Source organism: Streptomyces akebiae, assembly GCF_019599145.1.
GTDB classification, from domain to species: Bacteria; Actinomycetota; Actinomycetes; order Streptomycetales; family Streptomycetaceae; genus Streptomyces; species Streptomyces akebiae.
Map to the genome: position 1 here is coordinate 3,555,731 of NZ_CP080647.1, position 23,365 is coordinate 3,579,095.

Genomic DNA, 23,365 nt, shown 5'->3' on the forward strand with positions numbered 1-23,365 from the left:
TGTCGAAGGCTGACGGCGGGGACCGTCGTCAACCGGTGACGTGGGTGACGCAGTTGTAAATCCATACAGCGGCCAGCAGGTTCATACCCACCCAGCGGTAGTGATCATAACTATCCATACGCGCGCATCGGTCGGCGCACGGCCGCACAAGGGGGCGCATGGCCAATATGGTCGGGGCATGACGACCCAGCCCGAGTCCTTCCCTCGCCGACACGCCCGGACCCAACGTTTCTCCCTCGGCGCGCCGAGGGCTTTCTCCGTCGCACCGGACGGTTCCCGCGTGGCGTTTCTGCGGTCCTCGTCCGGCACCGACCGGGCCAACAAGCTGTGGGTGTTGGACCTCGGGGACGGCGCGGAGAGGGTGGCGGCCGACCCGGGCGCACTGCTCGCCGGCTCCTCGGAGGAGTTGTCGGCCGAGGAGCGCGCGCGCCGCGAGCGCCTGCGTGAGGGCGGCGCCGGGATTGTCGGCTACGCCACTGACGCGGCCGTGGAGTTGGCCTCTTTCGCCTTGTCAGGGCGGCTTTTCGTGGCCGAGCTGCGGGCCGGGACGGCACGTGAACTGGACGTTCCCGGGCCGGTGATCGACCCCCGTCCCTCGCCCGACGGCCGGTGCGTGGCGTACGTCGCCCGCGGCGGGCTGCGGGTGGTCGGTATCGAGGGCGGTGAGGACCTGGCGCTCAGCGAGGAGGGGGCGGGGAACGTCACCCACGGTCTGGCGGAGTTCATCGCGGCCGAGGAAATGGGCCGTTCACGTGGTTTCTGGTGGTCGCCGGAGTCGGACCGGCTGCTGGTGGCGCGTGTGGACGACACGCCGGTGCGCCGCTGGTGGATCTCGGACCCGGCGCAGCCGGAAAGGGACCCGCAGCAGGTGGCGTACCCGGTGGCCGGGACCGCCAACGCGGAGGTGCGGCTCTTCGTGATCGACCTCGCCGGGGCACGCACGGAGGTCGTGTGGGACCGGGCCCGTTACCCGTATCTGGCGCATGTGCACTGGTCAGCGGCGGGTGCGCCGCTGATCCTGGTGCAGGCGCGGGACCAGCTCAGCCAGTTGTTCCTGGCCGTGGACCCGGACTCCGGGGCGACTCGGATGGTGCACGCCGACGAAGATCCACATTGGCTTGATCTTTTCCCTGGAGCGCCCGCGTGGAGTCCGTCGGGCCGGCTCGTGCGTGTCGCGGACGAGGGCGGCGCGCGGGTGCTGGCGGTCGGCGAACGCCCGCTGACCGGGCCGCAGTTGCACGTCCGCGCGGTGCTCGACGTCGCGGACGCGGATGTGCTGGTCTCCGCCTCGGCGGGTGAGGCGGCGGCCGATCCGGAGATCGGCGAGATCCACGTCTACCGCGTGAACGAGCTGGGCATGGAGCGCGTCTCCCAGGAGCCCGGCGTGCACTCCGCCGTGCGCGCCGGGGGCGTGACCGTGCTCGTCTCGGCCGTTCCGGGGCAGGCCGGCGCCCGGGTTCAGGTATTGCGCGACGGCAAGCGGGTGGCGACCGTGGCGTCTTGCGCGGAAGATCCCGGTATGTCACCGCGCGTGCACTTCACACAGGGGGGCGCACGCCGCGTACCGTGCGCCCTGCTTATGCCGAGCGACTACGACGGGGTCACACCCCTCCCGGTGCTCATGGACCCCTACGGCGGTCCGCACGGCCCCCGGGTGCTCGCCGCGCACAACGCGCACCTCACCTCGCAGTGGTTCGCCGACCAGGGTTTCGCGGTGGTCGTGGCCGACGGACGCGGCACCCCCGGCCGCTCCCCCGCCTGGGAGAAGGAGATCGACGGAGACTTCACGCTCTCCCTGGACGACCAGGTGGAGGCGCTGCACGACCTGGCGAAGTCGCATCCGCTGGACCTCACGCGGGTCGCGATCCGCGGCTGGTCGTACGGCGGCTGGCTGGCGGCCCTCGCGGTGCTCCGCCGCCCGGACGTCTTCCACGCCGGCATCGCGGGCGCCCCGGTCACCGACTGGCGGCTGTACGACACGCACTACACCGAGCGGTATCTGGGCGATCCGGCGAAGAACGCGGCGGCCTACGCGAAGAGTTCACTGATCACGGACGAGGGCCTGTCCTCGCCCGCCGAGCCGCACCGCCCGCTGATGATCGTGCACGGCACCGCCGACGACAACGTGGTCTTCGCCCACGCGCTGCGCCTGTCCTCCGCGCTCCTCGCGGCCGGCCGCCCCCACGAGGTGCTGCCGCTCTCGGGTGTCACCCACATCACCCCGCAGGAACAGGTCGCGGAGAACCTGTTGTTGCTCCAGGTCGACTTCCTGAAGCGTTCGCTGGGCCCTGCCTAGCCGGGAGCGGCACGGCAACGGGCCGGGGCTACATGGCGAGCCCCGGCCCGTTTACGGCACCCGCACGGCCGTACGCGTTGTAGATTCGCGCGTCCGTATATCGGAACCGCGTCAGCCAAGTTGCCTGCGTGTTAAAGCATTTGGTGTGGATTTGTAGGCTTATTCCGCCTCATCCGCAAGATCGTCCGTCGGCTCCTCCGGCGGCACCACCTGTTTCTCCTCCGCGAAATGGCAGGCCGAGTCATGGGCGGCCGGGCCGGTGGTGAGCCGGAACTCCGCGGGGACCGCCAGCAGCGGCACCTCCAGCGCACAGCGCTCCTGGGCCTTCCAGCACCGCGTGCGGAAGCGGCACCCGGACGGAATGTTCGTCGGGGAGGGCACGTCGCCGAAGAGGATGATCCGTTCCCGGTGCTCGCGGGCCTCGGGGTCCGGGACGGGCACGGCGGACAGCAGCGCCTGCGTGTAGGGATGCGTCGGATGGTCGTAGATCTCGGCGTCGCGGCCGATCTCCACGATCCGCCCCAGGTACATGACACCGACCCGGTCGGAGATGTGCCGCACGATGGACAGGTCGTGGGCGATGAAGACGTACGACAGTCCGAACTCGCCCTGGAGGCGGTCCAGCAGGTTGATGACCTGGGCCTGGACGGAGACGTCCAGGGCGGAGACGGGTTCGTCGGCGACGATGATCTCGGGGCGGAGCGCCAACCCCCGGGCGATGCCGATGCGTTGGCGCTGGCCGCCGGAGAACTGGTGCGGATAGCGGTTGATGTACTCGGGGTTGAGGCCGACCACGTCGAGGAGTTCCTGCACCCGCCGCCGACGGTCGCCCTTGGGTGCGACCTCGGGGTGGATGTCGTACGGCTCCCCGATGATGTCGCCCACGGTCATCCGGGGGTTGAGGGAGGTGTACGGGTCCTGGAAGACCATCTGGATGTTGCGGCGGACGGTTTTGAGCGCCCTGCCGGAGAGCTTGGTGATGTCCTCGCCCTTGTAGCGGATCGATCCGGCGGTCGGCCGCTCCAGGTGGACCAGCATCTTGGCGACCGTGGACTTGCCGCAGCCGGACTCGCCGACGATGCCGAGGGTCTCGCCCCTGCCGAGGGCGAAGTCGACGCCGTCGACCGCCTTCACGGCGCCCACCTGCTTCTTGAAGAGGATGCCCTCGGTGAGCGGGTAGTGCTTGACCAGGCCGCTGACCTCCAGGATCGGCTCGGCCTCAGCGGTGGTGGTGGTCATCGAGGCACTCCCTCCAGAAGTGGCAGGCGCTCATCCGGATCCCGTCCGCCGGCTCCACGTCGTACAGCGGGGGCACGTCGGTCCGGCACAGGTCGCGGGCCATCGGGCAGCGGGGGTTGAAGGCGCAGCCTGGCGGGATGTTCATCAGGTTGGGCGGCAGGCCCTTGATCGCGTACAGCTCCTGGCCCTTCTGGTCCAGGCGCGGGATCGAGTCGAGCAGGCCGCGCGTGTACGGGTGGGCCGGGGCCTTGTAGATGTCGTGGACGGGGGCGGACTCCACGATCCGGCCCGCGTACATCACGGCGATGCGGTCGGCGACGTCCGCTACCACACCGAGGTCGTGGGTGATGAGGATGAGCCCCATGTTCAGCTCACGCCGGAGTTCGGCGAGGAGGTCCATGACCTGGGCCTGGACGGTGACGTCCAGTGCGGTCGTCGGCTCGTCGGCGATGATCAGCTGGGGTTCGAGGGCCAGCGCCATGGCGATCATGATGCGCTGGCGCATACCGCCGGAGAACTGGTGCGGGTAGTCCCGTACGCGCTCCTTGGCGGCCGGGATGCGGACCCTGTCCATCAGCTCGACGGCCCTGGCCCGGGCGTCCTTCTTCGACATGCCCCGGTGCACGACGAACATCTCGCCGAGCTGGTCGCCGACGGAGAGGACGGGATTGAGGGAGGACAGGGCGTCCTGGAAGATCATCGCCATCTCGGCGCCCCGGACCTTGCGGCGTTCGTCCTCCTTGAGCTTCAGCAGGTCCCGGCCCTTGAAGAGGATCTCGCCGCCGGTGATCCTGCCGGGCGGCATGTCGAGGATGCCCATGATCGCCTGCGCGGTGACCGACTTCCCCGAGCCGGACTCCCCCAGCACGGCCAGCGTCTGCCCTTCGTCCACCCCGTAGTCGACCCCGTTGACGGCCTTGGCGATCCCGTCCCGGGTGCGGAACTCCACGTGCAGACCACGCACTTCGAGCAGCATGACGGCGGCTCACCTCAGCTTCGGATCGAGGGCGTCACGCACCGCGTCGCCCAGCATGATGAACGCCAGGACGGTGATCGCCAGGGCCCCGGAGGGCCACAGCAGGGCGTGGGGGGCGTTGCGGATGTACGGGGAGGCGGCGGAGATGTCGATGCCCCAGGAGACGCTGGGCGGTTTCAGCCCGACGCCGAGGTAGGACAGGGTCGCCTCCAGGGCGATGTAGGTGCCGAGGGCGATGGTGGCCACGACGATGACCGGGGCGACGGCGTTGGGCGTGATGTGGCGCAGCAGCATGCGGGAGTTGGAGGCGCCGAGGGCACGGGCGGCCTGGACGTAGTCGTTCTGTTTGGCGGTGATGACCGAGCCCCGGGCGATACGCGAGATCTGCGGCCAGCCCAGCAGCACCATGAAGCCGATCACGGGCCAGACACTGTTGCTGGTGACCACGGAGAGCAGCACCAGACCGCCGAGGACCACCGGGATCGCGAAGAAGACGTCGGTGATCCGGGACAGGATCGAGTCCGAGAAGCCACCGAAGAACCCGGCGAGCCCGCCCAGCACCGACCCGAGGATCGCGACACCGAGCGTGGCGCAGACACCGACGGCGATGGAGATCCGCGCCCCGTAGACGGTACGGGTGTACACGTCGCAGCCCTGGCCGTCGTACCCGAACGGGTGGCCGGGTTGCGCGCCCTCCTGGGCCTTGGACAGGTCGCACTTGAGGGGGTTGCCGGAGGCGATCAACGACGGCCACAGGGAGATGACGACCAGGAAGAGGATCACCAGGGCCGAGATGATGAAGACGGGGTTGCGCCGCAGGTCGCGCCAGGCGTCGGACCAGAGGCTGCGCGCCTTGTCGGAGGGTCCGCCCAGGTCGGCGTCGCCGAGCCCCTTCTCCAAGGTCTCCCCCTCGGTGGTGGCGAGGTCCATCGTGCCGTCCAGCCCCGTCGCGGCGATCGCCCCGTCCTCGGCGGCGCGCTGACCGCCCGAGACGTGCGGCTCCTCGGGCAGCGGCTCAGGCATAGCGGATCCTCGGGTCGAGTACGGCGTAGAGGAGGTCGACGAGCAGGTTGGCGATGAGGAACACCAGGACGAGGACGGTCACGAAGCCGACGACTGTCTGGGTGTTCTGGCGGAGGATGCCCTGGTAGAGCTGGTATCCGACGCCGTGGATGTTGAAGATCCGCTCGGTGACGATGGCGCCGCCCATCAGCGCGCCGATGTCGGTGCCGATGAAGGTGACCACGGGGATCAGGGAGTTCCGCAGGAGGTGTTTGCGAATCACCCGGTGCCGGGGCAGTCCCTTGGCGACGGCGGTGCGGACGTAGTCGGCGCGGGTGTTCTCCGCGATGGACGTCCGGGTCAGGCGCGTCACGTACGCGAGGGAGACGGAGGCGAGGACGAGCCCGGGGACGATCAGCTCGTCGAAGGTGGCGTCGGAGGAGACCGACGGACTGATCCAGCCCCACTCCACGCCGAGCAGCAGCTGGAGCAGCAGACCCGTGACGAAGGTGGGGACCGAGATGACGACCAGGGTGATCACCAGGGCCCCGGTGTCGACGGGCCGCCCGCGCCGCAGGCCGGTGACGACACCGAGGGTGATGCCGATGACGATCTCGAAGAGGATCGCGACGATCGTCAGCCGGATGGTGACGGGGAAGGCGGAGGCCATCAGCTCGGTGACCTCCTGCCCGTTGAACGCGGTGCCGAAGTCGCCGGTGAAGACGTTGCCCATGTAGGTCAGGTACTGCTGCCCCACGGGCTTGTCGAGGCCGAACTCCCGTCTGAGCTGGGCGGCCGTCGCCGGATCGCACTCCCGGTCGCCGCAGAGGCCCGCGATGGGGTCGCCCATCACGTTCACCATCAGGAAGATCAGGAGGGTGGCGCCCACGAAGACCGGGATCATCTGGAGCAGGCGCCGGGCGACGTACCGTCCCATGGGACGTCAGCCGACCTTGATCTGGTCGTACACCGGCACGCTGAACGGGTTCAGGGCGACGTCGGAGAGGCGCGCCGAGTAGCCCGCGCTGCCGTTCTGGTACCAGAGCGGGATGGCGGCCATGTTGTCCCGGACGACCTCCTCGGCCTTCTGGAACGTCTCCACGGCCTTGGTGGTGTCGGACTCGGCGTTGGCCTGGTCGACGAGCTTGTCGAACTCGGCGTTGGACCACTTGCCGTCGTTGGAGGAGGCGTTGGTGTAGTACAGCGGCTGCAGGAAGTTCTGGATGAGCGGGTAGTCCATCTGCCAGCCGGCCCGGAACGGGCCGCTCATCTTCCGCTGGGTGATCTGGTTGCGGTAGTCGGCGAAGGTGCCGACCGGGTTGCCGACGCACGCCTTGTCGTTGTCGAGGGCGTTGTTGATGGAGTTGCAGACGGCGTCGACCCACTGCTTGTGGGAGCCGGTGTCCGCGTTGTACGTGATCTTGACCTGGCCGCCGGGGAGGCCGCCGCCCTCCTGGATCAGCTTCTTGGCCGCGTCCGCGTCGTACTCGCAGGCGTCACCGCACAGGCCCTCCTTGTAGCCGCCCTCCTCGCCGAGGACGGGGGAGGTCCAGTCGGTGGCGGGGGTGCGGGTCTTCTGGAAGATGGTGTCGGTGATCTGGTCGCGGTCGATGGCCCGGGAGAGCCCTTCACGGACCTTGTCCGAGCCCTCCTTGTTCCAGTTCTCGTCGTAGAACGGGAAGGACAGGGTCTGGATGATGCCGGCCGGGGTGTTGATGTACCGGTCGCCGAGATCGGCCTCGACGTTCTTCAGCTGGGCGGCGGGGACGTCGTCGACGAGGTCGAGGTTGCCCGCCATCAGGTCGGTGTAGGCGGTGTTGTTGTCGGTGTAGACCTTGAGGTCCACGCCGCCGTTCTGCGCCTTGTCCTCGCCCGGGTAGTCGTCCCACTTGCGCACCGACAGCTGGGAGCCCTTGGTGTAGGAGTCGACGGCGTAGGGGCCGTTGCCGACGGGCTTGGCGAGCCAGGCGTCGTGGTCGGTGAAGAACGACTGCGGCAGCGGGGCGAAGGCGTTGTAGCCGAGGGTGTCGGGGAAGGTCGAGAACTTCTGGGTGAGCTTGACCGTGAAGGTGTTCTCGTCGACGACCTTCAGCCCCGAGAGGGTGTCGGCGGTCTGCTTGCTGCCGTCGTCCGGGTGGGTCTTGTCGTAGCCCTCGATGTACTCGAAGAAGTACGCGTTCTTCTGGTTGTTCTTCAGGCTCGCCCCGTAGTTCCAGGCGTCCACGAAGGACTTGGCGGTGACCTTCTCGCCGTTCTGGAAGGTCCAGCCGTCCTTGACGGTGATGGTGAAGTTCTGCGAGTCGGTCGTCTCGATGTCCTCGGCGAGCATGTCCTTCGCCTCGCCGGTCTTGGGGTCGTACCGCTTCAGCCCGCGGAAGATCATGTCCAGCACCTTGCCGCCCTGCACCTCGTTGGTGTTGGCCGGCTCCAGCGGGTTCTGCGGGTCGCCCCAGGAGGAGCTGAGCACCGCGCCGGCGTCACCGCTGCCGCTGCCGCCGTCGCTGTCGTCCCCGCCCCCGCAGGCGGTCGCGGCGAGAGCCATCGCCGCCGCGCAGGCGATCCATCGGGCGTGCGTGGCTCCACGCATGGGTGCCTCCTCGTCCTACGTGCGCGATCTTCTTGTTACCGGACAATATCGACGCGTTTCGCCCATACCGCACATTTGGGGGGCCGTATGGGGTGCGTTGTCGGGTGCGGGTGCGTGGGGAACTGCGCGAGAAGCCCCACCGGGCCGGCGCTCGCCGACGCACCGCAGGCCCCCACCCCTCTCGCGTCTGAAAAAATCCCGAAGAGCCGGTAAGAGAAGGGTTCGCCCCCGTAAGAGCGCGTTCGGCAATCCCCCTCCCCTTGGTCAAAGCCCCCACGAACGCATTGACCCACCACCGCGGCCGGTTGAAGGGTCACGTCATGGGGACCACGCCAACACTCACCGCCGCCCCCTTCGAGACGGCACCCACCACCCCGCCACAAACCGGCGGCACCAGCTCACCCGGCCGCATCGCCTGGCGCCGTTTCCGCCGGGACCGCGCCGGCGTCATGTCGGCGTACGTCGTCGTCCTGTTCTTCGTCACCGCGATCGCCGCCCCCCTGATCGCGAAGCTCTACGGCAAGAACCCGTACACCACGTACGGCCAGAACCAGCCCGGGCTGCTGAACCAGTTCGGCTTCCCCGTTGCCCCGAACGGCGGCGTGAGCGGCGACTTCTGGTTCGGCGTCGAACCACAGCTCGGCCGTGACGTCTTCACCCTCCTCCTCTACGGCATCCGCAATTCCCTGCTGATCGCCACGGTGACGACCCTGCTGGTCACGGGCCTCGGCATCGTGGTGGGAGTGACGGCGGGCTATCTCGGCGGCCGGATCGACAACCTCGTCGGCCGGATCGTCGACATCCTGCTGGCCTTCCCCTCCACGCTGTTCTTCATCGCCATGTGGCCGGTGCTGATCTCGATCCTGGTCCCGCCCGACGAGAACACCCCGACCTGGCTGACGGTGGTAAGCCTGATCTCGGTGATGACCGCCTTCGGCTGGGCGCCCATCGCCCGGCTGCTGCGCGGCGAGGTACTGGCCCTGCGCGAGCGGGAGTTCGTCGAGGCGGCCAAGGTCACCGGCGCCTCCCCCGCCCGGATCGTCTTCCGGGAGCTGCTGCCCAACCTGTGGACGCCGGTCCTCATCCAGGCGACCCTCGCGCTGCCGATGTACGTCACGACCGAGGCGGCCCTCGCCTTCCTCGGCGTCGGCCTCAGCGACCCCACCCCGGACTGGGGCGTGATGATCCAGCGCGGCGCGCAGGTCTACCAGAGCGACATCACGTACATGCTCTTCCCCGGCCTCTCGATGGTGATCTTCGTGATCGCCTTCAACCTCCTCGGCGACTCGGTCCGCGACGCGTTGGACCCGAAAGCGGGGCGCTGAACCCCGTTCCAGAGGCTTCCCGTTCCAGAAGCTCCCCGTTACTGAAGCTCCTTCTCCCTGATTCAGGCAGGACAACCATGTCGATCTCCCGCAGAAACTTCGTCATAGCGAGCTCGGTCGCGACGGCCGGCGGCGCCCTGGTCCTCAGCGCGTGCAGCAGCGGGGGCGGGGGAGGCACGGCGGGAGGCGGCGCGGCCTCCGGCTCCGCCGCCACGTACTCCAAGGTCGCGGTGGGCACCGCGGCGGACTCCACCGGTCCCGCGCCGGAGATCGCGGGCGCCCGCAAGGGCGGCACGATCCATCCGATCGGCCCGGACGACTTCTCCCATCTGGACCCGCAGCGCATCTACTTCGCGTGGAACTCCACGGTCGCGAACCTCTACGTCCGCTGCCTCACCGGCTACAAGATCGCCTCCGACGGCTCGATGAAGCTCGTCGGCGATCTCGCCACCGACGCCGGGACCATGACGGACGGTGGCAGGACCTGGACGTTCACCCTCAAGGACGGCCTGAAGTGGGAGGACGGCAGCGAGCTGACCGTCGAGGACGTACGGCACGGCATCGAGCGCGGTTTCGCGAGCTTCACCACCGAGGGCGCCACCTACGTCCAGACCTGGCTGACCGGCTCGCACGACTTCCGGTCCGTCTACAAGGGCCCGTACGGCGGCAAGCACCTCTCCTCCGTCGTCACGGACACCGCGAAGAGGACCATCACCTTCCACCTGAAGACGGCCCGTCCCGACCTCAACTGGGCGTTGGCGATGCACTCCTACGGTGCCGTGCCGGTCGCGCACGACAGCAAGGAGAAGTACGACAAGGACCCGGTCTCCTGCGGCCCGTACCGGATCAGGCAGCACTCGGTCGACAAGTCCCTGACGCTGGTGCGCAACACCCACTGGGACCCGAGGACGGACGCGATCCGCAACGCCTACCCGGACTCCGTGGTCTTCGAGTTCGGCCCCGAGTCCCTCCCGGCCACCGACCGGCTGATCGCCGACTCGGGAACCGACCGGTACGCGGTCATGGCCTACAGCGGGGTGCCGGCCGAGCGCATCCAGAAGGTGATCAGCGACGGCGAACTGGAGCCCCGCACGATCGACGGGCTGCTGACCGGCCTGTACTACTACGCCATCAACTGCCGCCGCATCAAGGACGTCCGGGTCCGCCAGGCCCTCAACCACGCCTGGCCGCTGGAGCAGATCCGCTCCATCTACGGCGGCCCGTCGGCCGGTGACTACGCGACGACCATCCTCAGCCCGGACATCGCGGGCCGGGTGAAGTTCGACGTCTACGGCAAACTGAAGAACCCGCGCGGCGACACGGCGAAGGCGAAGGCGCTGCTCAAGTCGGCCGGCAAGCTGGGCCAGAAGATCGTCTACACCTATCCGCAGGGCGCCAACGACGCCTACGACAAGACCAAGGTCGTCATCGTCAACGCCCTGAAGGAGGCGGGCTTCGACCCGGTGGTCAAGGCCGTGGAGTCGACGAGCTACTACGACCAAGTGGGCCAGATAGACAACCAGTTCGACGTGATGTGGTACGGCTGGTCCCCCGACTGGCCCGCCGCCTACACCCTCATCCAGCCGCTCTTCGACGGCACCACGATCGCCGACAACGCCCCCAACGTCTCCCAGCTGAACGTGGGCTGGGTCAACGCGGCGATCAAGAAGGACGCGACCCTCACGGACACCGCGAAGGAGAACGCCGCCTGGGCGGCACTGGACAAGGAGATCATGGCCAAGGAGGCGCCGATCATCCCGGAGACCTACCAGCGGCGCTACTACCTGTACGGCTCGAAGGTGGGCGGCGCCCAGTTCGACCCGCTCTTCTCGGCGTTCATCATCTACAAGCTGTACGCCAAGGCCTGAGCGGCCCCGGGACCCGCGCGGCCATGCTCCGTTTCATCGCACGCAGGACACTGAGCGCGCTGCTGATCCTGCTGATCATCAGCGCCATCACGTTCCTCCTCTTCTACGTCGCCCCGCGCGACCCCGCCCGCGCCGCCTGCGGCAAGCTGTGCACCCCGCAGACGCTCGCACTGGTCCGGCACAACCTCGGCATCGCCGATCCGCTGCCCGTCCAGTACTGGCACTGGCTGGTCGGGGTCTTCGCGGGCCGCGACTACGCCGGCCTCGGCCACTGCCCAGCCCCCTGCCTCGGCTACTCCTTCACCAACCACGAACCGGTGCTCGGCCTGATCACCGACCGCTTTCCGACCACGCTCTCCCTCGCCCTCGGCAGCACGGTCGTCTTCGTCGTGTTCGGCGTGGGCACCGGCATGATCGCGGCGGTCAAGCAGGGCAGGGCACTGGACAAGATCGCCTCGTCGGTGTCCCTGGTCGGCTCGTCGCTCCAGATCTACATCGTCGGCGTGGTGGCCATGTACTACCTCTCCGACCAGTGGGGCCTGCTCCCCCGCCCCTCGGACGCCGTGGGGCTCACCCAGGACCCGCTGGCCTGGCTCAAGGGCCTGCTCCTGCCCTGGCTGGTCCTCGCGATCATCTTCACCGCCAACTACACGAGGATGACCCGCTCCCAACTGGTCGAGAGCCTCGCCGAGGACTACGTCCGCACGGCCCGCGCCAAGGGCATGTCCCGGCCCACGGTCTTCTTCCGCCACGCCTGGCGCGGCGCCATGGGCCCCATCGTCACCATTCTCGGCCTCGACATCGGCTACCTCCTGGGCGGCGCCATCATCACCGAGGAGACCTTCGGCCTGCACGGCATCGGCGCCCTGTCCATCAAGGCCGTCCGCGACAACGACCTGCCCCTGCTCCTCGGCGTCGTCCTCGTCGCGGCCACGGCGATCGTCATCGCGAACATCGTGGTGGACGCGGTGTACGCGCTGATCGATCCTCGGGTGCGGCTGGCGTAAACGGCGAAGAAAAGGGCCCGGGTCCGTGGAGAGACGGACCCGGGCCTTTCCGCAGTGCGCATTCCCGGTGGATCCCCCGTTGACCCACCAGTGAATTCACCTTGCGAGCACGACCGAGAAATCGGTCACTTCAGGGAGTACTTGACGATGTAGGTCATCTTCTTGATGTTCTTCGGGCGCTTCGTGCGGACGACGCCGGAAATTCATGGAGGTGAACCGGAAGGTGTCCTCTTTCTATCAGCGAACTCACGGGCCTCGCACGCAACTTGAGCAACAACTGAGCTTCAGCCCAACTCCCCGCGCTCCACGCAGAATTCATTGCCCTCGGGGTCGGCCATCAGCACCCAGCCGCCGCCGTCGGGGCGGGTGTGGTCGGCGACCACCCGGGCGCCCAGCGCGACCGCCCGCTCGACTTCCTCGGCACGGGTACGGCCTCGGGGCTTGAGGTCGACGTGGATCCGGTTCTTGACCGTCTTGCCCTCGGGCACCCGGACGAACAGCAACCGCGGCCCACCGGCCGGATCGGCGATCAGCGCCTCCGGGTCACCGGGCTTGTCGTCGTCGGCCAGCGGTCGGCCGAGCAGCTCGCTCCAGAAGAGAGCGACGTCGTACGGGTCGCCCGTGCAGTCGAAGGTGATGCTGTGGATGGCGGGGTGCATGGGGCTCAAGTGGGTTCTCCGTCGTAAGTGGGTGTGCGAGTGGGGCGTCCGTGGTCCGCCGGCCTGGGTCGGGACGGCGTCGCCGACCGGGCCTCGCGGACCAGGGTCTCGCCGCCCGCCACGGCCCGCCACCGATTTCCTACCGGGCACAGGCTCCGCCCATGGCCCGCAGCACGGCCTCCGCCGCCTCCCTCAGCGACCCGAAACACCCGTGCGCGCCCCGGAGTTCATCTGGGCGGTGCGTGGACGCCACCGCGTACACCGTGCAGCCGGCCGCGAGCCCCGCCGCTACGCCCGCCGGCGCGTCCTCGACGACCAGGCACCGGCGCGGATCGACACCCAGACGCGCGGCGGCGGTCGGACAGCCCTCGGGCGACGGCTTGCCCTCGGAGACGTCCTCGGCACACACCCGGACCTCGGGCACGATGAGCCCCGTACGCGCCAGCCGGGCGGCAGTCGGCTCGGCACGGCTGGAGGTGACGACGGCCCGGCGGCAGGGCACGCAGCAGCCCGGCGGCCCCGTCGAAGGCCCGGATGCCGGGCTCCTCGGCGGCCATCAGCCGGTCCAGGGCTCGGTGTTCGCCGGCCGGGTCCCGCTCCGGGGCCAGCGATCTCAGGATGTCGGCCCGTCGGCGCCCCTGCGTGGCCTGCCACACGGCCTCGGGGTCCAGCCCCCGCTCCCGTGCCCAGGCCCGCCAGACCCTGCCGTGCGAGTCGGCCGAACGGTCTTGGGCGAGCTGGTCCCCGGCGTACTCGACCCCGGGGCGGCGACACGCATCCTGTGCGTGGTCCGATCCCGGGAGGCCGGTTCCCTGCGCGACCCGGCCATATGGATACGGCCAGAGGCGACGGGCAGGCCCTGCGCCATCACACCGGTGAAACAGGGGCCCCGCACGCTGCCGCCGTACCCGGCGTCCCAGGTCGCACGATCACGCCAACCCGAACGGCCCAGGACACCGCACACCGCAAGCCCGGAATTCGACCATCACACCATCGAGCTGCTTCGACCTCGCTCGCACTCCTCGGCAAGCAGCTCATACCCCCGTCCACGTCGAAGAGGACGGCGGCGGCCGTACCGTCGCCGATCGGTCCTCCGGAAGCCGTCCTCATCTGCTCGCACGCCCCGTCGACAGCAGCTCTGCGCAGAAGAGGGCCCGCCGTACCGCGCCGACGGCCCCGTCACCGGGACCACCACCGTCGTACGACGAGCCCTCGAAGACTCGAACGAGCCGTACTCGAACCGATCGGACTCGGTCGGCCGAACCCGATCGGGCCGAACCCGATCGAGACCAACTCGCCCCGCCGGTCCACCCCTCAGGGCCGGTCCGAGCCTTGGCGTCAGTCCTTGGCGACCTTCGCGCCCGACTCCTCCGGCGCGCTGTCCTCCAAGGCCTTGAGCGCCGGGTCCAACACGACATCCTCGGCGCGGGCCTCGGTCGTCGGGTCCTCCGGGAAGTGGCAGGCCGTCAGGTGGCCGGCCAGGTTGCCGGAGAGCTGGACCAGCGGCGGCTCCTCGGAGGCGCACTTGTCCTGGGCCTTCCAGCAGCGCGTGCGGAAGCGGCAGCCGGACGGCGGCGCGATCGGCGAGGGCACGTCACCGGCGAGCCGGATCCGCTCCTTCACCTCGACCTCGTCGTCGATCGCGACCTCGGGCACCGCCGAGAGCAGCGCGTGGGTGTACGGGTGCCGGGGCCGGTTGTAGAGCGAGTCACGGTCGGCGACCTCGACGATCTTGCCGAGGTACATCACCGCGACGCGCTTCGAGAAGTGCCGGACGATGGCGAGGTCGTGGGCGATGAACAGGAACGCGATGCCCAGCTCGTCCTGGACCTTCTGGAGCAGGTTGACGACCTGCGCCTGGATCGACACGTCCAGCGCCGAGACCGGCTCGTCCGCGACGATCAGCTTCGGGTTCAGGGCGAGCGCGCGGGCCACACCGATGCGCTGGCGCTGACCGCCGGAGAACTCGTGCGGGAAGCGGTTGTAGTGCTCGGGGTTGAGGCCGACCAGCTCCAGCAGCTCGCGGACCTTCTTCTCCCGGCCGCCCGCGGGTTCGATCCCGTTGACCTCCATCGGCGACTTGATGATCGTGCCGACCGTCTGCCGCGGGTTGAGGGAGGAGTAGGGGTCCTGGAAGATCATCTGGATCTCGGACCGCACCGGCGCCAACTGCTTGCGCGAGGCGTGCGTGATGTCCTGGTCCTTGTAGGTGATCTTCCCGCCGGTGGGCTCCAGGAGCCGGGTGATCAGCCGCCCGGTCGTGGACTTGCCACAGCCGGACTCACCGACCAGACCGACGCTCTCGCCGGCCCCGACGGTCAGGTCGATGCCGTCCACGGCCTGGACCGCACCGACCTTGCGTTTGATCGGGAAACCGCCGTAGATGGGGAAGTGCTTCGTCAGCCCCTCGACCCTGAGCAGCGTCTCGGCCGCGGTGTCCTGGGAGCCCTGCTGTGTGGGGAGGGTGAGGTTGTCGCTCATGATCTCGGTTCTCCCTAGCGCAGCCGGGGCTGGATCTTGTCGATGAAGATGGTCTGCTTCTGGTCCGCCGTCAGGTGGCAGGCAGAGGCACGCCCCTCGCCGAGCGGCGGCCGCTCCGTGCTGCAGCGGTTGCCGGTGACCTCACCGGTGAACGCGCAACGCGGGTGGAACGGGCAGCCGGTGGGCGGGTTGAGCAGGCTGGGCGGGGAGCCCGGGATCGGGGTGAGCGCCTGCCCGGTGTCGCCGCCGAGGCGGGGCATCGAGCTGAGCAGACCCCAGGTGTAGGGGTGCTTGGGGTTGCGCAGCACCTCACGGACGCTGCCGCGCTCCACGGCCCGGCCCGAGTACATCACCAGCAGGTCGTCGGCCATGTCGGAGATGACGCCGAGGTCGTGGGTGATGAAGATGATCGCGGAGCCGAACTCCTGCTGGAGGTCCTTGAGCAGGTCGAGGATCTGCGCCTGGACGGTCACGTCGAGCGCGGTGGTCGGCTCGTCCGCGATCAGCAGGTCGGGGTCGCAGACCAGGGCCATGGCGATCATGGCGCGCTGGCGCATACCGCCGGAGAACTGGTGCGGGTAGTCGTCCACGCGGGTCTGCGGATGGGGGATGCCGACCTTGGCCAGCATCTCGATCGTCCGCTGCCGGGCCTCTTTCTTGGAGGCGCCGGTGTGCTTCATGTACGGCTCGGCGATCTGCCGGCCCACCGTGTAGTACGGCGAGAGCGCCGTCAGCGGGTCCTGGAAGATCATCGCCACCTTGTTGCCGCGGAGCTGCTCCAGCTCCTTCTCCTTGGCGGTGACGAGTTCCTTCCCGTCGAGGATGATCTCCCCCTCGACGGTGGTGCTCTTGGGGTTGTGCAGACCGAGGACGGTCAGGTTGGTCACGGACTTGCCGGAGCCCGACTCACCCACGATGCCCAGCGTCTTGCCGCGCTCGACGTCGAAGGAGAGCCCGTCGACGGCCTTGACTATGCCGTCCTCGGTGGAGAACCGCACCCGCAGGTCGCGGACCGAGAGGAAGGCCTCCGGCCCGGTCGGGGCCTTCTCACCTTCGGTCTTGGTCAGAGTGGTCACGGTATTTCTCCTAGCTGAGGCGCACGCGCGGGTCGATGTAGGCGTAGGCGATGTCCACGATGATGTTCAGCATCAGGATGAAGAAGGCGCCGAACAGCATCACGCCCATCGTCAGCGGGATGTCCTTGTCCAGCGACGATTTGACCGCGAGACGGCCGACCCCCGCGAGGTCGAAGGTGAACTCCGTGACGACCGCGCCGGACAGCAATGCGCTCAAATCCATGCCGATGATGGTGACGATCGGGATGAGTGAACCACGCCAGGCATAACGGAAGAATACGTACCGCTGCTTCATGCCCTTCGCGCGGGCCGTGCGGACGTGTTCCTCCGAGAGCTGCTCGATCATGGTCGAGCGGGCCATACGCGTGTACTGGGCGGTGAAGATGGTGGCCATCACGGCCCAGGGGATCAGCAGGCCCATGCCCCAGCCCGCCGGGTCCTCGGTGAACGGCACGTACTTGGGGCTCTCCATCCAGCCGGTGCTGTAGACGAAGATGCCGAGGACGATCGGGCCGAGGAAGTAGATCTGGAACGAGCTGAGCACCATCGAGGCGCCGCTGACGGCCTTGTCGACGGCGGTGCCGCGCTTCCAGGCGGCGATCAGGCCGGCGCCGAGACCCAGCACCAGGAAGATGATCAGACCACCGATGGTCAGCGACAGGGTGAGCGGGAAGCTGTCGACGATGGAGTCCCAGACGAAGTCACCGCTCTGGAAGGACACTCCCAGACACGGGGCCGAGCAGTGCCCCACCGGGAAGTCCCGGCCGAGGACGATGCCCGACATGAACTCCCAGAACTGCGTGGTGATGGGCTTGTCGAGGCCGAGGTTCTCTCTGATGACCGCGATGTTCTCGGGGGAGCAGTTCTTGCCGCAGGACAGCTGCGCGAAGTCTTGGGGGATCGTATAGAACAGGAAGAACGTGAATGCGCCGATCAGGAACATGATGACGACGGCGCCGATCAGCCTGCGGATGAGGAACTGAAGCATGGCGGGTGGATGCTCTCTTCGAAAACGCGGCGGTCGGAGGGGGTGGAACCGACCGCGGGGGTGCGCTCCGCCTGGCGCACACCCCCGCGGATCAGCCGGGCTGACGGATTACGGCTGCTTCAGGAACAGGTCGTTGATGTCGATGTAGCTCGACTCCGTGCTGTACCGGGCACCACCGATGTTCGATCCGAAGAGCTGGATCTGCTTCGAGTAGTAGACCGGGGCGGCCGGGTTGATCTCCTCCACGATGCGGTGGTGAGCCTCTTCCCACGTCTTGGCGGCGGCCTCGGGCTCCTCGGTCAGAGCCTTCTTGATCAGCGCGTCGACCTTGGCGTCCTTGATGTGGGAGTAGTTCGAGCCACCGTCGGCGACCAGCGTGCCGTCGTAGACCGGGGTGATGACCGTGGACGGGGAAGACCAGTCCTGGCCCCAGCCGGTCATGTAGATGTCGTACGGGTTGTCCAGCTTGCCGACCTGCTCGTAGAAGCTGGCCCGGTCGATCTCCTTGGCCTGGACGTCGAAGCCGATCTTGCCCAGCGCGTCCTTGATGATCACCTGCTGGGCCTGGCCGCGCGGGGTGTTGGAGTAGGCGTAGGTGAGCTTCGTGCCCTCCTTGACACCCGCCTCCTTCAGCAGCTCCTTGGCCTTGTCCAGGTCACCGTTGGGCTTCTTGGTCTTGCCGAACGGGTCGTAGGACGCGTCGTAACCCGGCAGGGTCGGCGCCATCAGACCACCGGCGACCTCACCGCCGTAGCGGCCACCGTCGGCCTGGACCATGGCCTGGGACGGGATCGCGTAGGTGATCGCGTCGCGGACCTTCTTGTCCTTCACGGCGGCGGCGTCGAGGTTGAAGGTCAGCTGCCACACGTAGGGCTGGTAGCCCTGAATGGTGCGCTTCTTGGTCGCGGCGTTGCCGATGACCGTCGACATCTGCGCCGGGTCCACGGAGTCCGTGAACTGGATGGCGTTCTTGGCCTCGCCCTGGTCGGCGATCAGACGCTTGGTCTGGCTGGCCTGGTCGATGGTGTTGGTGAAGTTGTAGCCGTCGACGTACTGGTGGCGCACCGAGTCCGTCTTCGGGTCCCACTGGTCGTTCTTGACCAACTTCAGCGACTTGCCGGCCTTGAGCTCGGAGATCTTGTAGGGGCCGAGGGAGGCCGGCGCCTTGTCGTACTTCTCCTTGGTGTCCTGCTTCTCGGGCACGATGGCGTAGCCGGCCATGGCCAGGGCCTGCGGCAGGTCCGGGCGCGCCTGGTCGAAGTGGAAGACGACCGTCTTGTCGTCCGGGGTCTCCAGGACGGAGTCCGGCAGGTGCTTGCCCTTGTACGGGCCGTCCGGCAGCGCCTTGCGGTAGTCGGCGCCCGACAGCCAGCTCTGGATGTACGTCGGGCCGTCGAAGATGACCTTGGAGTACTGGCGCTCGATGGTGTGACGGACGTCGGCCGAGGTGATGGCGTTGCCGTCCTCGTCCTTGATGCCGTCCTTGAGCGTGTACGTCCAGGTCTTGCCGCCGTCGGAGGACTTGCCGGAGTCGGTGGCGATGTCACCGACGACCGTCAGGTTGCCCTTGTCGTCCTCCTGGTAGTTCGTCAGACCGCGGTGGATCAGGTTCGCGAGCTGACCGGCGTCGGAGACGTAGATCTGACCCGGGTCCAGGTGGGTGATGTCCGACTGCTGGTAGACGTTGATGACACCGCCGGACTTGGCGCCCTTGACCTCCTCGGCCGGGCCGGTGGACGCCGCGGCGTCGCCGTACTCGACAGGCTTCGACTGCTCGGCGGCGTCCTCCTTGTTCTGGGAGGTGTCCTTCGAGTTGCTCTTGCCGTTGTCCGCGCAGCCGGCCAGCGCGAGCGAGCCGGCCACGAGGGCGACGGCCACGGCGCGCGTGGTGCGGTTTCTGATGGGCTTCATGATGCCTATGCACCTACCTGTCGATAGTTGTCCACGAGTACTGCCTGTCGGCCCGGGTGAACCCGGGTCGGGGGCGGCAGTCCCCCCACCCACCAATGGACGATTACCGTCCGGTCTTGGGGTCGAATGCGTCCCGGACGGAGTCGCCGAGAAGGTTGAAGCAGAGCACGAAGACGACCATCGCCACGCCCGGGAAGAACATGAACATCGGGTCCTGCTCGTAGACCTCGGCGCCGACGGCGAACATGCGGCCCCAGTCGGGGGTGGGCTCGGTGAAGCCGACGCCGACGAACGAGAGGAAGGCGATGGAGAGAATCGTGCTGGGCAGGATGTACGTGCCCTGCACCAGGATCGGGGTGACGATGTTCGGCAGGATCTCCTTGCGGACGATGCGCCAGGGCGAGGCCCCGGACACCTTGGCCGCCTCGACGAACTCGCGTTCGCGCAGGGAGAGTACCGAGCTGCGCACTAGACGGGCGAGGCCCATCCAGCCGAGGAACCACATCACGAGGATGATGGCCACGGCTCGGACATAGGTCGGCGTCTCGTCACGCGGGTCGACGAACAGCGCGGTGACGATGGGCATGAAGGCGATGAAGAACAATTGCTGCGGGAAGCCCAGGAAGAAGTCGGTGACCCGGCCCACCCAGTAGTCGACCCGACCGCCGAAGTAGCCGCCGATCAGGCCGATGACGACACCGGTCACCACGCTGGCGATGGTGACGAGCACCGCCATGTACAGCGACGTCCGCATCCCGTACAGCAGCATCGTGAACACGTCGCGGCCCAGCTTCGGCTCGACGCCGAACCAGAAGTCACCCGACATGCCACCGAAGGAACCGGTGGGCATCGCGAAGTCGTCGAGCAGGAACGGGTAGTCGGGCTCCTGCGCGTACAGCGTGTAGGGGTTCTTGCCGTACAGCGCCGAGATGACCGGCGCGAGCGCCGCGATGACGAAGAAGAAAATCACTACGCACGCGGAGATGACTCCAGTACGGTCCCGCTTGAACCGTTGCCACATCAACTGCCCGGGGGAACGACCCTCAAGCTTCTTCTCACCCTTGGCGACCTCGGCGGTCGTCTCGAGCTCGGGGTCCAAGGCGACCGCGGACCCGGAGCCCTCGGCCTTGGTTGGACTGGTCATGTCTGTTCTTCCCCCGGGGGGTTGGAGAGTTGAGCGCAGCACAGATACCGGCAGGTTCTGTGGTTTGGGGGAACTTTCGCCAAACGGGTCAACGCGCGTCAAGGGCGGAAGACATAGGGATCTCCCTACCGTCCATATTTTGAGCAAAAATTGCAAAGATTGACACCTGGTCGCGCTTGACAGGTGAGACAAGAAACCGGCGAATCGGACATACGCGGAACGATTTTTGTTTACATGTCCGAAACTTGATCGCTGCAACACCGATATCCGAACAGCGCTCCACAGCCGACAGACAGTCAACCGAAGGATCCCGGCCGGAAGTCCAGCCTCCCTTGCGCGCTCTTCGCAACCTCCCCGGAATCCCCAGTTTCCCCATGGGACCTCCCCTGTATGCGAATACACCTGAAGCCCGACCCTCCACGGGCCGGGGAACCGGTACTTGACGCTTCGACAGATGGCTCGGTGGCGCACTGGTGAGCACTGCGGTCGAGTCAGTCTACACGCGTAGCGTCGTTGGGAGGATCCTTGGGAACCGATCAACACCGGAGCCGGCACGGCGGGCGACCACCACCACGGCGGCAGCGTGGTGGTCCTGCCCGGCACGCGACCACGCAGCCGCCACCGGACGCGACATGGTGCCGGCCCCCGCAGAAGCGGGGACCGGACCAGGTCCGCGCTCTGTCAGCCGTGCTTGGCGCGGCTCGCGGCACGTGCGCGCTCGCGGGCGTCCAGGTTGACCTTGCGGATGCGCACGGCCTCCGGGGTCACCTCGACACACTCGTCGTCGCGGCAGAACTCCAGGGACTGCTCCAGGGAGAGCTTGCGCGGCGGCACGATGGCCTCGAACGAGTCGGCCGAGGAGGACCGCATGTTCGTCAGCTTCTTCTCCTTGGTGATGTTCACGTCCATGTCGTCGGAGCGGGAGTTCTCACCGACGATCATGCCCTCGTAGACCTCGGTACCGGGGTCGGTGAACAGCACACCGCGCTCCTGGAGGTTCGTCATCGCGAACGCGGTGACGGCGCCGGCGCGGTCGGCGACGAGCGAACCGTTGTTACGGGTCGTCAGCGTGCCGAACCACGGCTCGTGGCCCTCGTGGATGGAGTGCGCGATGCCCGTGCCGCGCGTGCCGGTCAGGAACTCGGTACGGAAGCCGATGAGGCCGCGGGACGGGACGACGAACTCCATGCGGACCCAGCCGGAGCCGTGGTTCGACATGTTGTCCATCCGGCCCTTGCGGACGCCCATGAGCTGCGTGACGGCGCCCATGTGCTCCTCGGGGACGTCGATCGTCATGCGCTCGACCGGCTCGTAGACCTTGCCGTCGACCTCCTTGGTGACCACCTGCGGCTTGCCGATGGTCAGCTCGAAGCCCTCACGGCGCATCTGCTCGACCAGGATGGCCAGCGCCAACTCGCCACGCCCCTGGACCTCCCAGGCGTCGGGACGCTCGGTGTCGAGGACACGGAGGCTGACGTTACCGACCAGCTCGCGGTCCAGGCGGTCCTTGACCTGGCGGGCGGTGACCTTGCGGTCCTTGACCGCGGCCTTGTTGTCCGCGCCCTTGCCCGTGCCGCCGCGGCCGACCAGCGGCGAGGTGTTCGTGCCGATGGTCATCGAGATCGCCGGCTCGTCGACGGTGATCAGCGGCAGCGCGATCGGGTTCTCGGTGTCGGCGAGGGTCTCGCCGATCATGATGTCCGGGATACCGGCGACGGCACAGATGTCACCGGGGCCCGCCACCTCGGCGGGCTTGCGGGTGAGCGCCTCGGTCATCATCAGCTCGGTGATGCGGACGTTGGACATCGTGCCGTCACGCTTGATCCACGTGACGGTCTGGCCCTTGCGCAGTTCGCCCTGCTCGACGCGGAGCAGCGCGATACGGCCGAGGAAGTTGTCGGCGTCCAGGTTGGTGACGTGGGCCTGGAGCGGGGCCTCCTCGTCGTACGACGGGGCCGGGACGTGCGACAGGATCGTGGAGAAGAACGGCTCCAGGCTGTTGCTGTCGGCCGGGACCGTGCCGTCCTCCGGCTTGGTCAGCGAGGCGACACCGTCACGCGCACACGCGTAGACGATGGGGAACTCGATCTGGTCCTCGTCGGCGTCGAGGTCGAGGAAGAGGTCGTAGGTCTCGTTGACGACCTCGTCGATGCGCGAGTCCGCGCGGTCCGTCTTGTTGATGCACAGAATGACGGGCAGGCGCTGCTGGAGCGCCTTGCGGAGCACGAAGCGGGTCTGCGGCAGCGGGCCCTCGGAGGCGTCGACGAGCAGGACCACCGCGTCGACCATCGACAGACCGCGCTCGACCTCGCCACCGAAGTCGGCGTGGCCGGGGGTGTCGATGATGTTGATGGTGATGACGTCGCCGCCATCCTTCGGGTGGTACTTCACCGCCGTGTTCTTGGCGAGGATCGTGATGCCCTTCTCACGCTCCAGGTCGTTCGAGTCCATCATGCGGTCGTCGAGCGACTCGGCGGCGTGCGCGGCGAAGGCACCGGCCTGCTTGAGCATGGCGTCGACCAGAGTGGTCTTGCCGTGGTCGACGTGGGCGACGATGGCAACGTTGCGGATGTCGTGGCGCGTGGCCATAGTGAGGCGCTTCTCCCGGAGTGTGAGGACGGCCTGCGCTGACATCTGTGTCGCGCGGACCCTGCCGGGCTGGACACGCCACGGCCTCACCCCATGGTACGGGGCCGCGGGCACCGAGGCTCCCCGGGCCGCTCCCGCCCGGCTCGCACCGGCCCAGCCCCAGCTCAGACGGGTCCCGGTCGCCCCGGCCCACGAGAAGGGGGCCGCCGCCCCGGTC

The 23,365-nt window shown here is 68.0% G+C and carries 17 protein-coding genes; 4 read left to right on the forward strand and 13 right to left on the reverse strand.

The features are described from left to right. The first annotated feature begins 178 nt into the window (after positions 1–178). On the forward strand, positions 179–2,296 hold the full coding sequence (locus tag K1J60_RS15200) for a S9 family peptidase (protein WP_220646686.1): 2,118 nt from the start codon (positions 179–181) through the stop codon (positions 2,294–2,296). A gap of 159 nt (positions 2,297–2,455) precedes the next feature. Here the strand turns inward: K1J60_RS15200 and K1J60_RS15205 are convergent, their stop codons facing one another. The 5 genes from K1J60_RS15205 to K1J60_RS15225 are packed head-to-tail and all read right to left on the reverse strand — an operon-like array spanning position 2,456 to position 8,100. Continuing rightward, the gene (locus tag K1J60_RS15205) at positions 2,456–3,535 is read right to left on the reverse strand and encodes an ABC transporter ATP-binding protein (protein ID WP_033525528.1); all 1,080 of its coding nucleotides are present in this window, start codon (positions 3,533–3,535) and stop codon (positions 2,456–2,458) included. Next, positions 3,516–4,511: an ABC transporter ATP-binding protein gene (locus K1J60_RS15210; RefSeq protein WP_220646687.1), complete on the reverse strand. Its 996-nt coding sequence runs from the start codon at positions 4,509–4,511 to the stop codon at positions 3,516–3,518. Before K1J60_RS15210 ends, K1J60_RS15205 begins: the two co-directional genes overlap by 20 nt. A gap of 9 nt (positions 4,512–4,520) precedes the next feature. Beyond that, positions 4,521–5,534 (reverse strand): ABC transporter permease, encoded by a 1,014-nt coding sequence (locus K1J60_RS15215; RefSeq protein WP_220646688.1) that lies wholly within the window; start codon positions 5,532–5,534, stop codon positions 4,521–4,523. Further along, positions 5,527–6,450 (reverse strand): ABC transporter permease, encoded by a 924-nt coding sequence (locus K1J60_RS15220; RefSeq protein WP_033525531.1) that lies wholly within the window; start codon positions 6,448–6,450, stop codon positions 5,527–5,529. The genes K1J60_RS15215 and K1J60_RS15220 overlap by 8 nt, the downstream gene beginning before the upstream one ends. A 6-nt stretch (positions 6,451–6,456) precedes the next feature. After that, positions 6,457–8,100: a peptide ABC transporter substrate-binding protein gene (locus K1J60_RS15225; protein WP_220646689.1), complete on the reverse strand. Its 1,644-nt coding sequence runs from the start codon at positions 8,098–8,100 to the stop codon at positions 6,457–6,459. Positions 8,101–8,420: 320 nt separating this feature from the next. On the opposite strand from K1J60_RS15225, the gene K1J60_RS15230 reads away from it, so the two are divergent. From K1J60_RS15230 to K1J60_RS15240, 3 genes are all read left to right on the forward strand, one after another. After that, positions 8,421–9,425, forward strand: a complete 1,005-nt coding sequence (locus K1J60_RS15230) for an ABC transporter permease (protein WP_220646690.1) — start codon at positions 8,421–8,423, stop codon at positions 9,423–9,425. Positions 9,426–9,502: 77 nt separating this feature from the next. After that, positions 9,503–11,293 carry an ABC transporter substrate-binding protein gene (locus K1J60_RS15235; protein ID WP_220646691.1) on the forward strand — a complete coding sequence of 597 codons (1,791 nt, stop codon included), beginning with the start codon at positions 9,503–9,505 and terminating at the stop codon, positions 11,291–11,293. A 23-nt stretch (positions 11,294–11,316) separates the two neighbouring features. Next, positions 11,317–12,300, forward strand: a complete 984-nt coding sequence (locus tag K1J60_RS15240) for an ABC transporter permease (RefSeq protein ID WP_220646692.1) — start codon at positions 11,317–11,319, stop codon at positions 12,298–12,300. Positions 12,301–12,584: 284 nt separating this feature from the next. Here the strand turns inward: K1J60_RS15240 and K1J60_RS15245 are convergent, their stop codons facing one another. The 8 genes from K1J60_RS15245 to typA all read right to left on the reverse strand — a co-directional run bounded on the left by K1J60_RS15245 (position 12,585) and on the right by typA (position 23,148). Further along, entirely contained in the window at positions 12,585–12,959 is a 375-nt protein-coding gene (locus K1J60_RS15245; protein ID WP_220651475.1) for a VOC family protein, read from the reverse strand. Between the two features lie 139 nt (positions 12,960–13,098). Beyond that, positions 13,099–13,461 carry an HAD family hydrolase gene (locus tag K1J60_RS15250; protein WP_220646693.1) on the reverse strand — a complete coding sequence of 121 codons (363 nt, stop codon included), beginning with the start codon at positions 13,459–13,461 and terminating at the stop codon, positions 13,099–13,101. Positions 13,462–14,297: 836 nt separating this feature from the next. After that, entirely contained in the window at positions 14,298–15,440 is a 1,143-nt protein-coding gene (locus tag K1J60_RS15255) for an ABC transporter ATP-binding protein (protein ID WP_220646694.1), read from the reverse strand. Between the two features lie 14 nt (positions 15,441–15,454). Next, complete coding sequence (locus K1J60_RS15260; RefSeq protein WP_220646695.1) at positions 15,455–16,516, reverse strand: ABC transporter ATP-binding protein; 1,062 nt, start codon at positions 16,514–16,516, stop codon at positions 15,455–15,457. A 10-nt stretch (positions 16,517–16,526) separates the two neighbouring features. Further along, positions 16,527–17,504 carry an ABC transporter permease gene (locus K1J60_RS15265; protein ID WP_220646696.1) on the reverse strand — a complete coding sequence of 326 codons (978 nt, stop codon included), beginning with the start codon at positions 17,502–17,504 and terminating at the stop codon, positions 16,527–16,529. A 108-nt stretch (positions 17,505–17,612) separates the two neighbouring features. Then, entirely contained in the window at positions 17,613–19,415 is a 1,803-nt protein-coding gene (locus K1J60_RS15270) for an ABC transporter substrate-binding protein (protein WP_220646697.1), read from the reverse strand. A gap of 103 nt (positions 19,416–19,518) precedes the next feature. After that, positions 19,519–20,559 (reverse strand): ABC transporter permease, encoded by a 1,041-nt coding sequence (locus tag K1J60_RS15275; RefSeq protein ID WP_220646698.1) that lies wholly within the window; start codon positions 20,557–20,559, stop codon positions 19,519–19,521. Between the two features lie 681 nt (positions 20,560–21,240). Then, positions 21,241–23,148, reverse strand: a complete 1,908-nt coding sequence (gene typA / locus K1J60_RS15280) for a translational GTPase TypA (protein ID WP_220646699.1) — start codon at positions 23,146–23,148, stop codon at positions 21,241–21,243. Between the last annotated feature and the right edge of the window lie 217 nt (positions 23,149–23,365).

What these genes read in the sequence shown, in the direction of transcription:
- K1J60_RS15200 (WP_220646686.1), top strand. Translation starts at nt 179, where the DNA reads ATGACGACCCAGCCCGAGTCCTTCCCTCGCCGACACGCCCGGACCCAA.
- K1J60_RS15205 (WP_033525528.1), bottom strand. Translation starts at nt 3,535, where the DNA reads ATGACCACCACCACCGCTGAGGCCGAGCCGATCCTGGAGGTCAGCGGC.
- K1J60_RS15210 (WP_220646687.1), bottom strand. Translation starts at nt 4,511, where the DNA reads ATGCTGCTCGAAGTGCGTGGTCTGCACGTGGAGTTCCGCACCCGGGAC.
- K1J60_RS15215 (WP_220646688.1), bottom strand. Translation starts at nt 5,534, where the DNA reads ATGCCTGAGCCGCTGCCCGAGGAGCCGCACGTCTCGGGCGGTCAGCGC.
- K1J60_RS15220 (WP_033525531.1), bottom strand. Translation starts at nt 6,450, where the DNA reads ATGGGACGGTACGTCGCCCGGCGCCTGCTCCAGATGATCCCGGTCTTC.
- K1J60_RS15225 (WP_220646689.1), bottom strand. Translation starts at nt 8,100, where the DNA reads ATGCGTGGAGCCACGCACGCCCGATGGATCGCCTGCGCGGCGGCGATG.
- K1J60_RS15230 (WP_220646690.1), top strand. Translation starts at nt 8,421, where the DNA reads ATGGGGACCACGCCAACACTCACCGCCGCCCCCTTCGAGACGGCACCC.
- K1J60_RS15235 (WP_220646691.1), top strand. Translation starts at nt 9,503, where the DNA reads ATGTCGATCTCCCGCAGAAACTTCGTCATAGCGAGCTCGGTCGCGACG.
- K1J60_RS15240 (WP_220646692.1), top strand. Translation starts at nt 11,317, where the DNA reads ATGCTCCGTTTCATCGCACGCAGGACACTGAGCGCGCTGCTGATCCTG.
- K1J60_RS15245 (WP_220651475.1), bottom strand. Translation starts at nt 12,959, where the DNA reads ATGCACCCCGCCATCCACAGCATCACCTTCGACTGCACGGGCGACCCG.
- K1J60_RS15255 (WP_220646694.1), bottom strand. Translation starts at nt 15,440, where the DNA reads ATGAGCGACAACCTCACCCTCCCCACACAGCAGGGCTCCCAGGACACC.
- K1J60_RS15265 (WP_220646696.1), bottom strand. Translation starts at nt 17,504, where the DNA reads ATGCTTCAGTTCCTCATCCGCAGGCTGATCGGCGCCGTCGTCATCATG.
- K1J60_RS15270 (WP_220646697.1), bottom strand. Translation starts at nt 19,415, where the DNA reads ATGAAGCCCATCAGAAACCGCACCACGCGCGCCGTGGCCGTCGCCCTC.
- K1J60_RS15275 (WP_220646698.1), bottom strand. Translation starts at nt 20,559, where the DNA reads ATGACCAGTCCAACCAAGGCCGAGGGCTCCGGGTCCGCGGTCGCCTTG.
- typA (WP_220646699.1), bottom strand. Translation starts at nt 23,148, where the DNA reads ATGGCCACGCGCCACGACATCCGCAACGTTGCCATCGTCGCCCACGTC.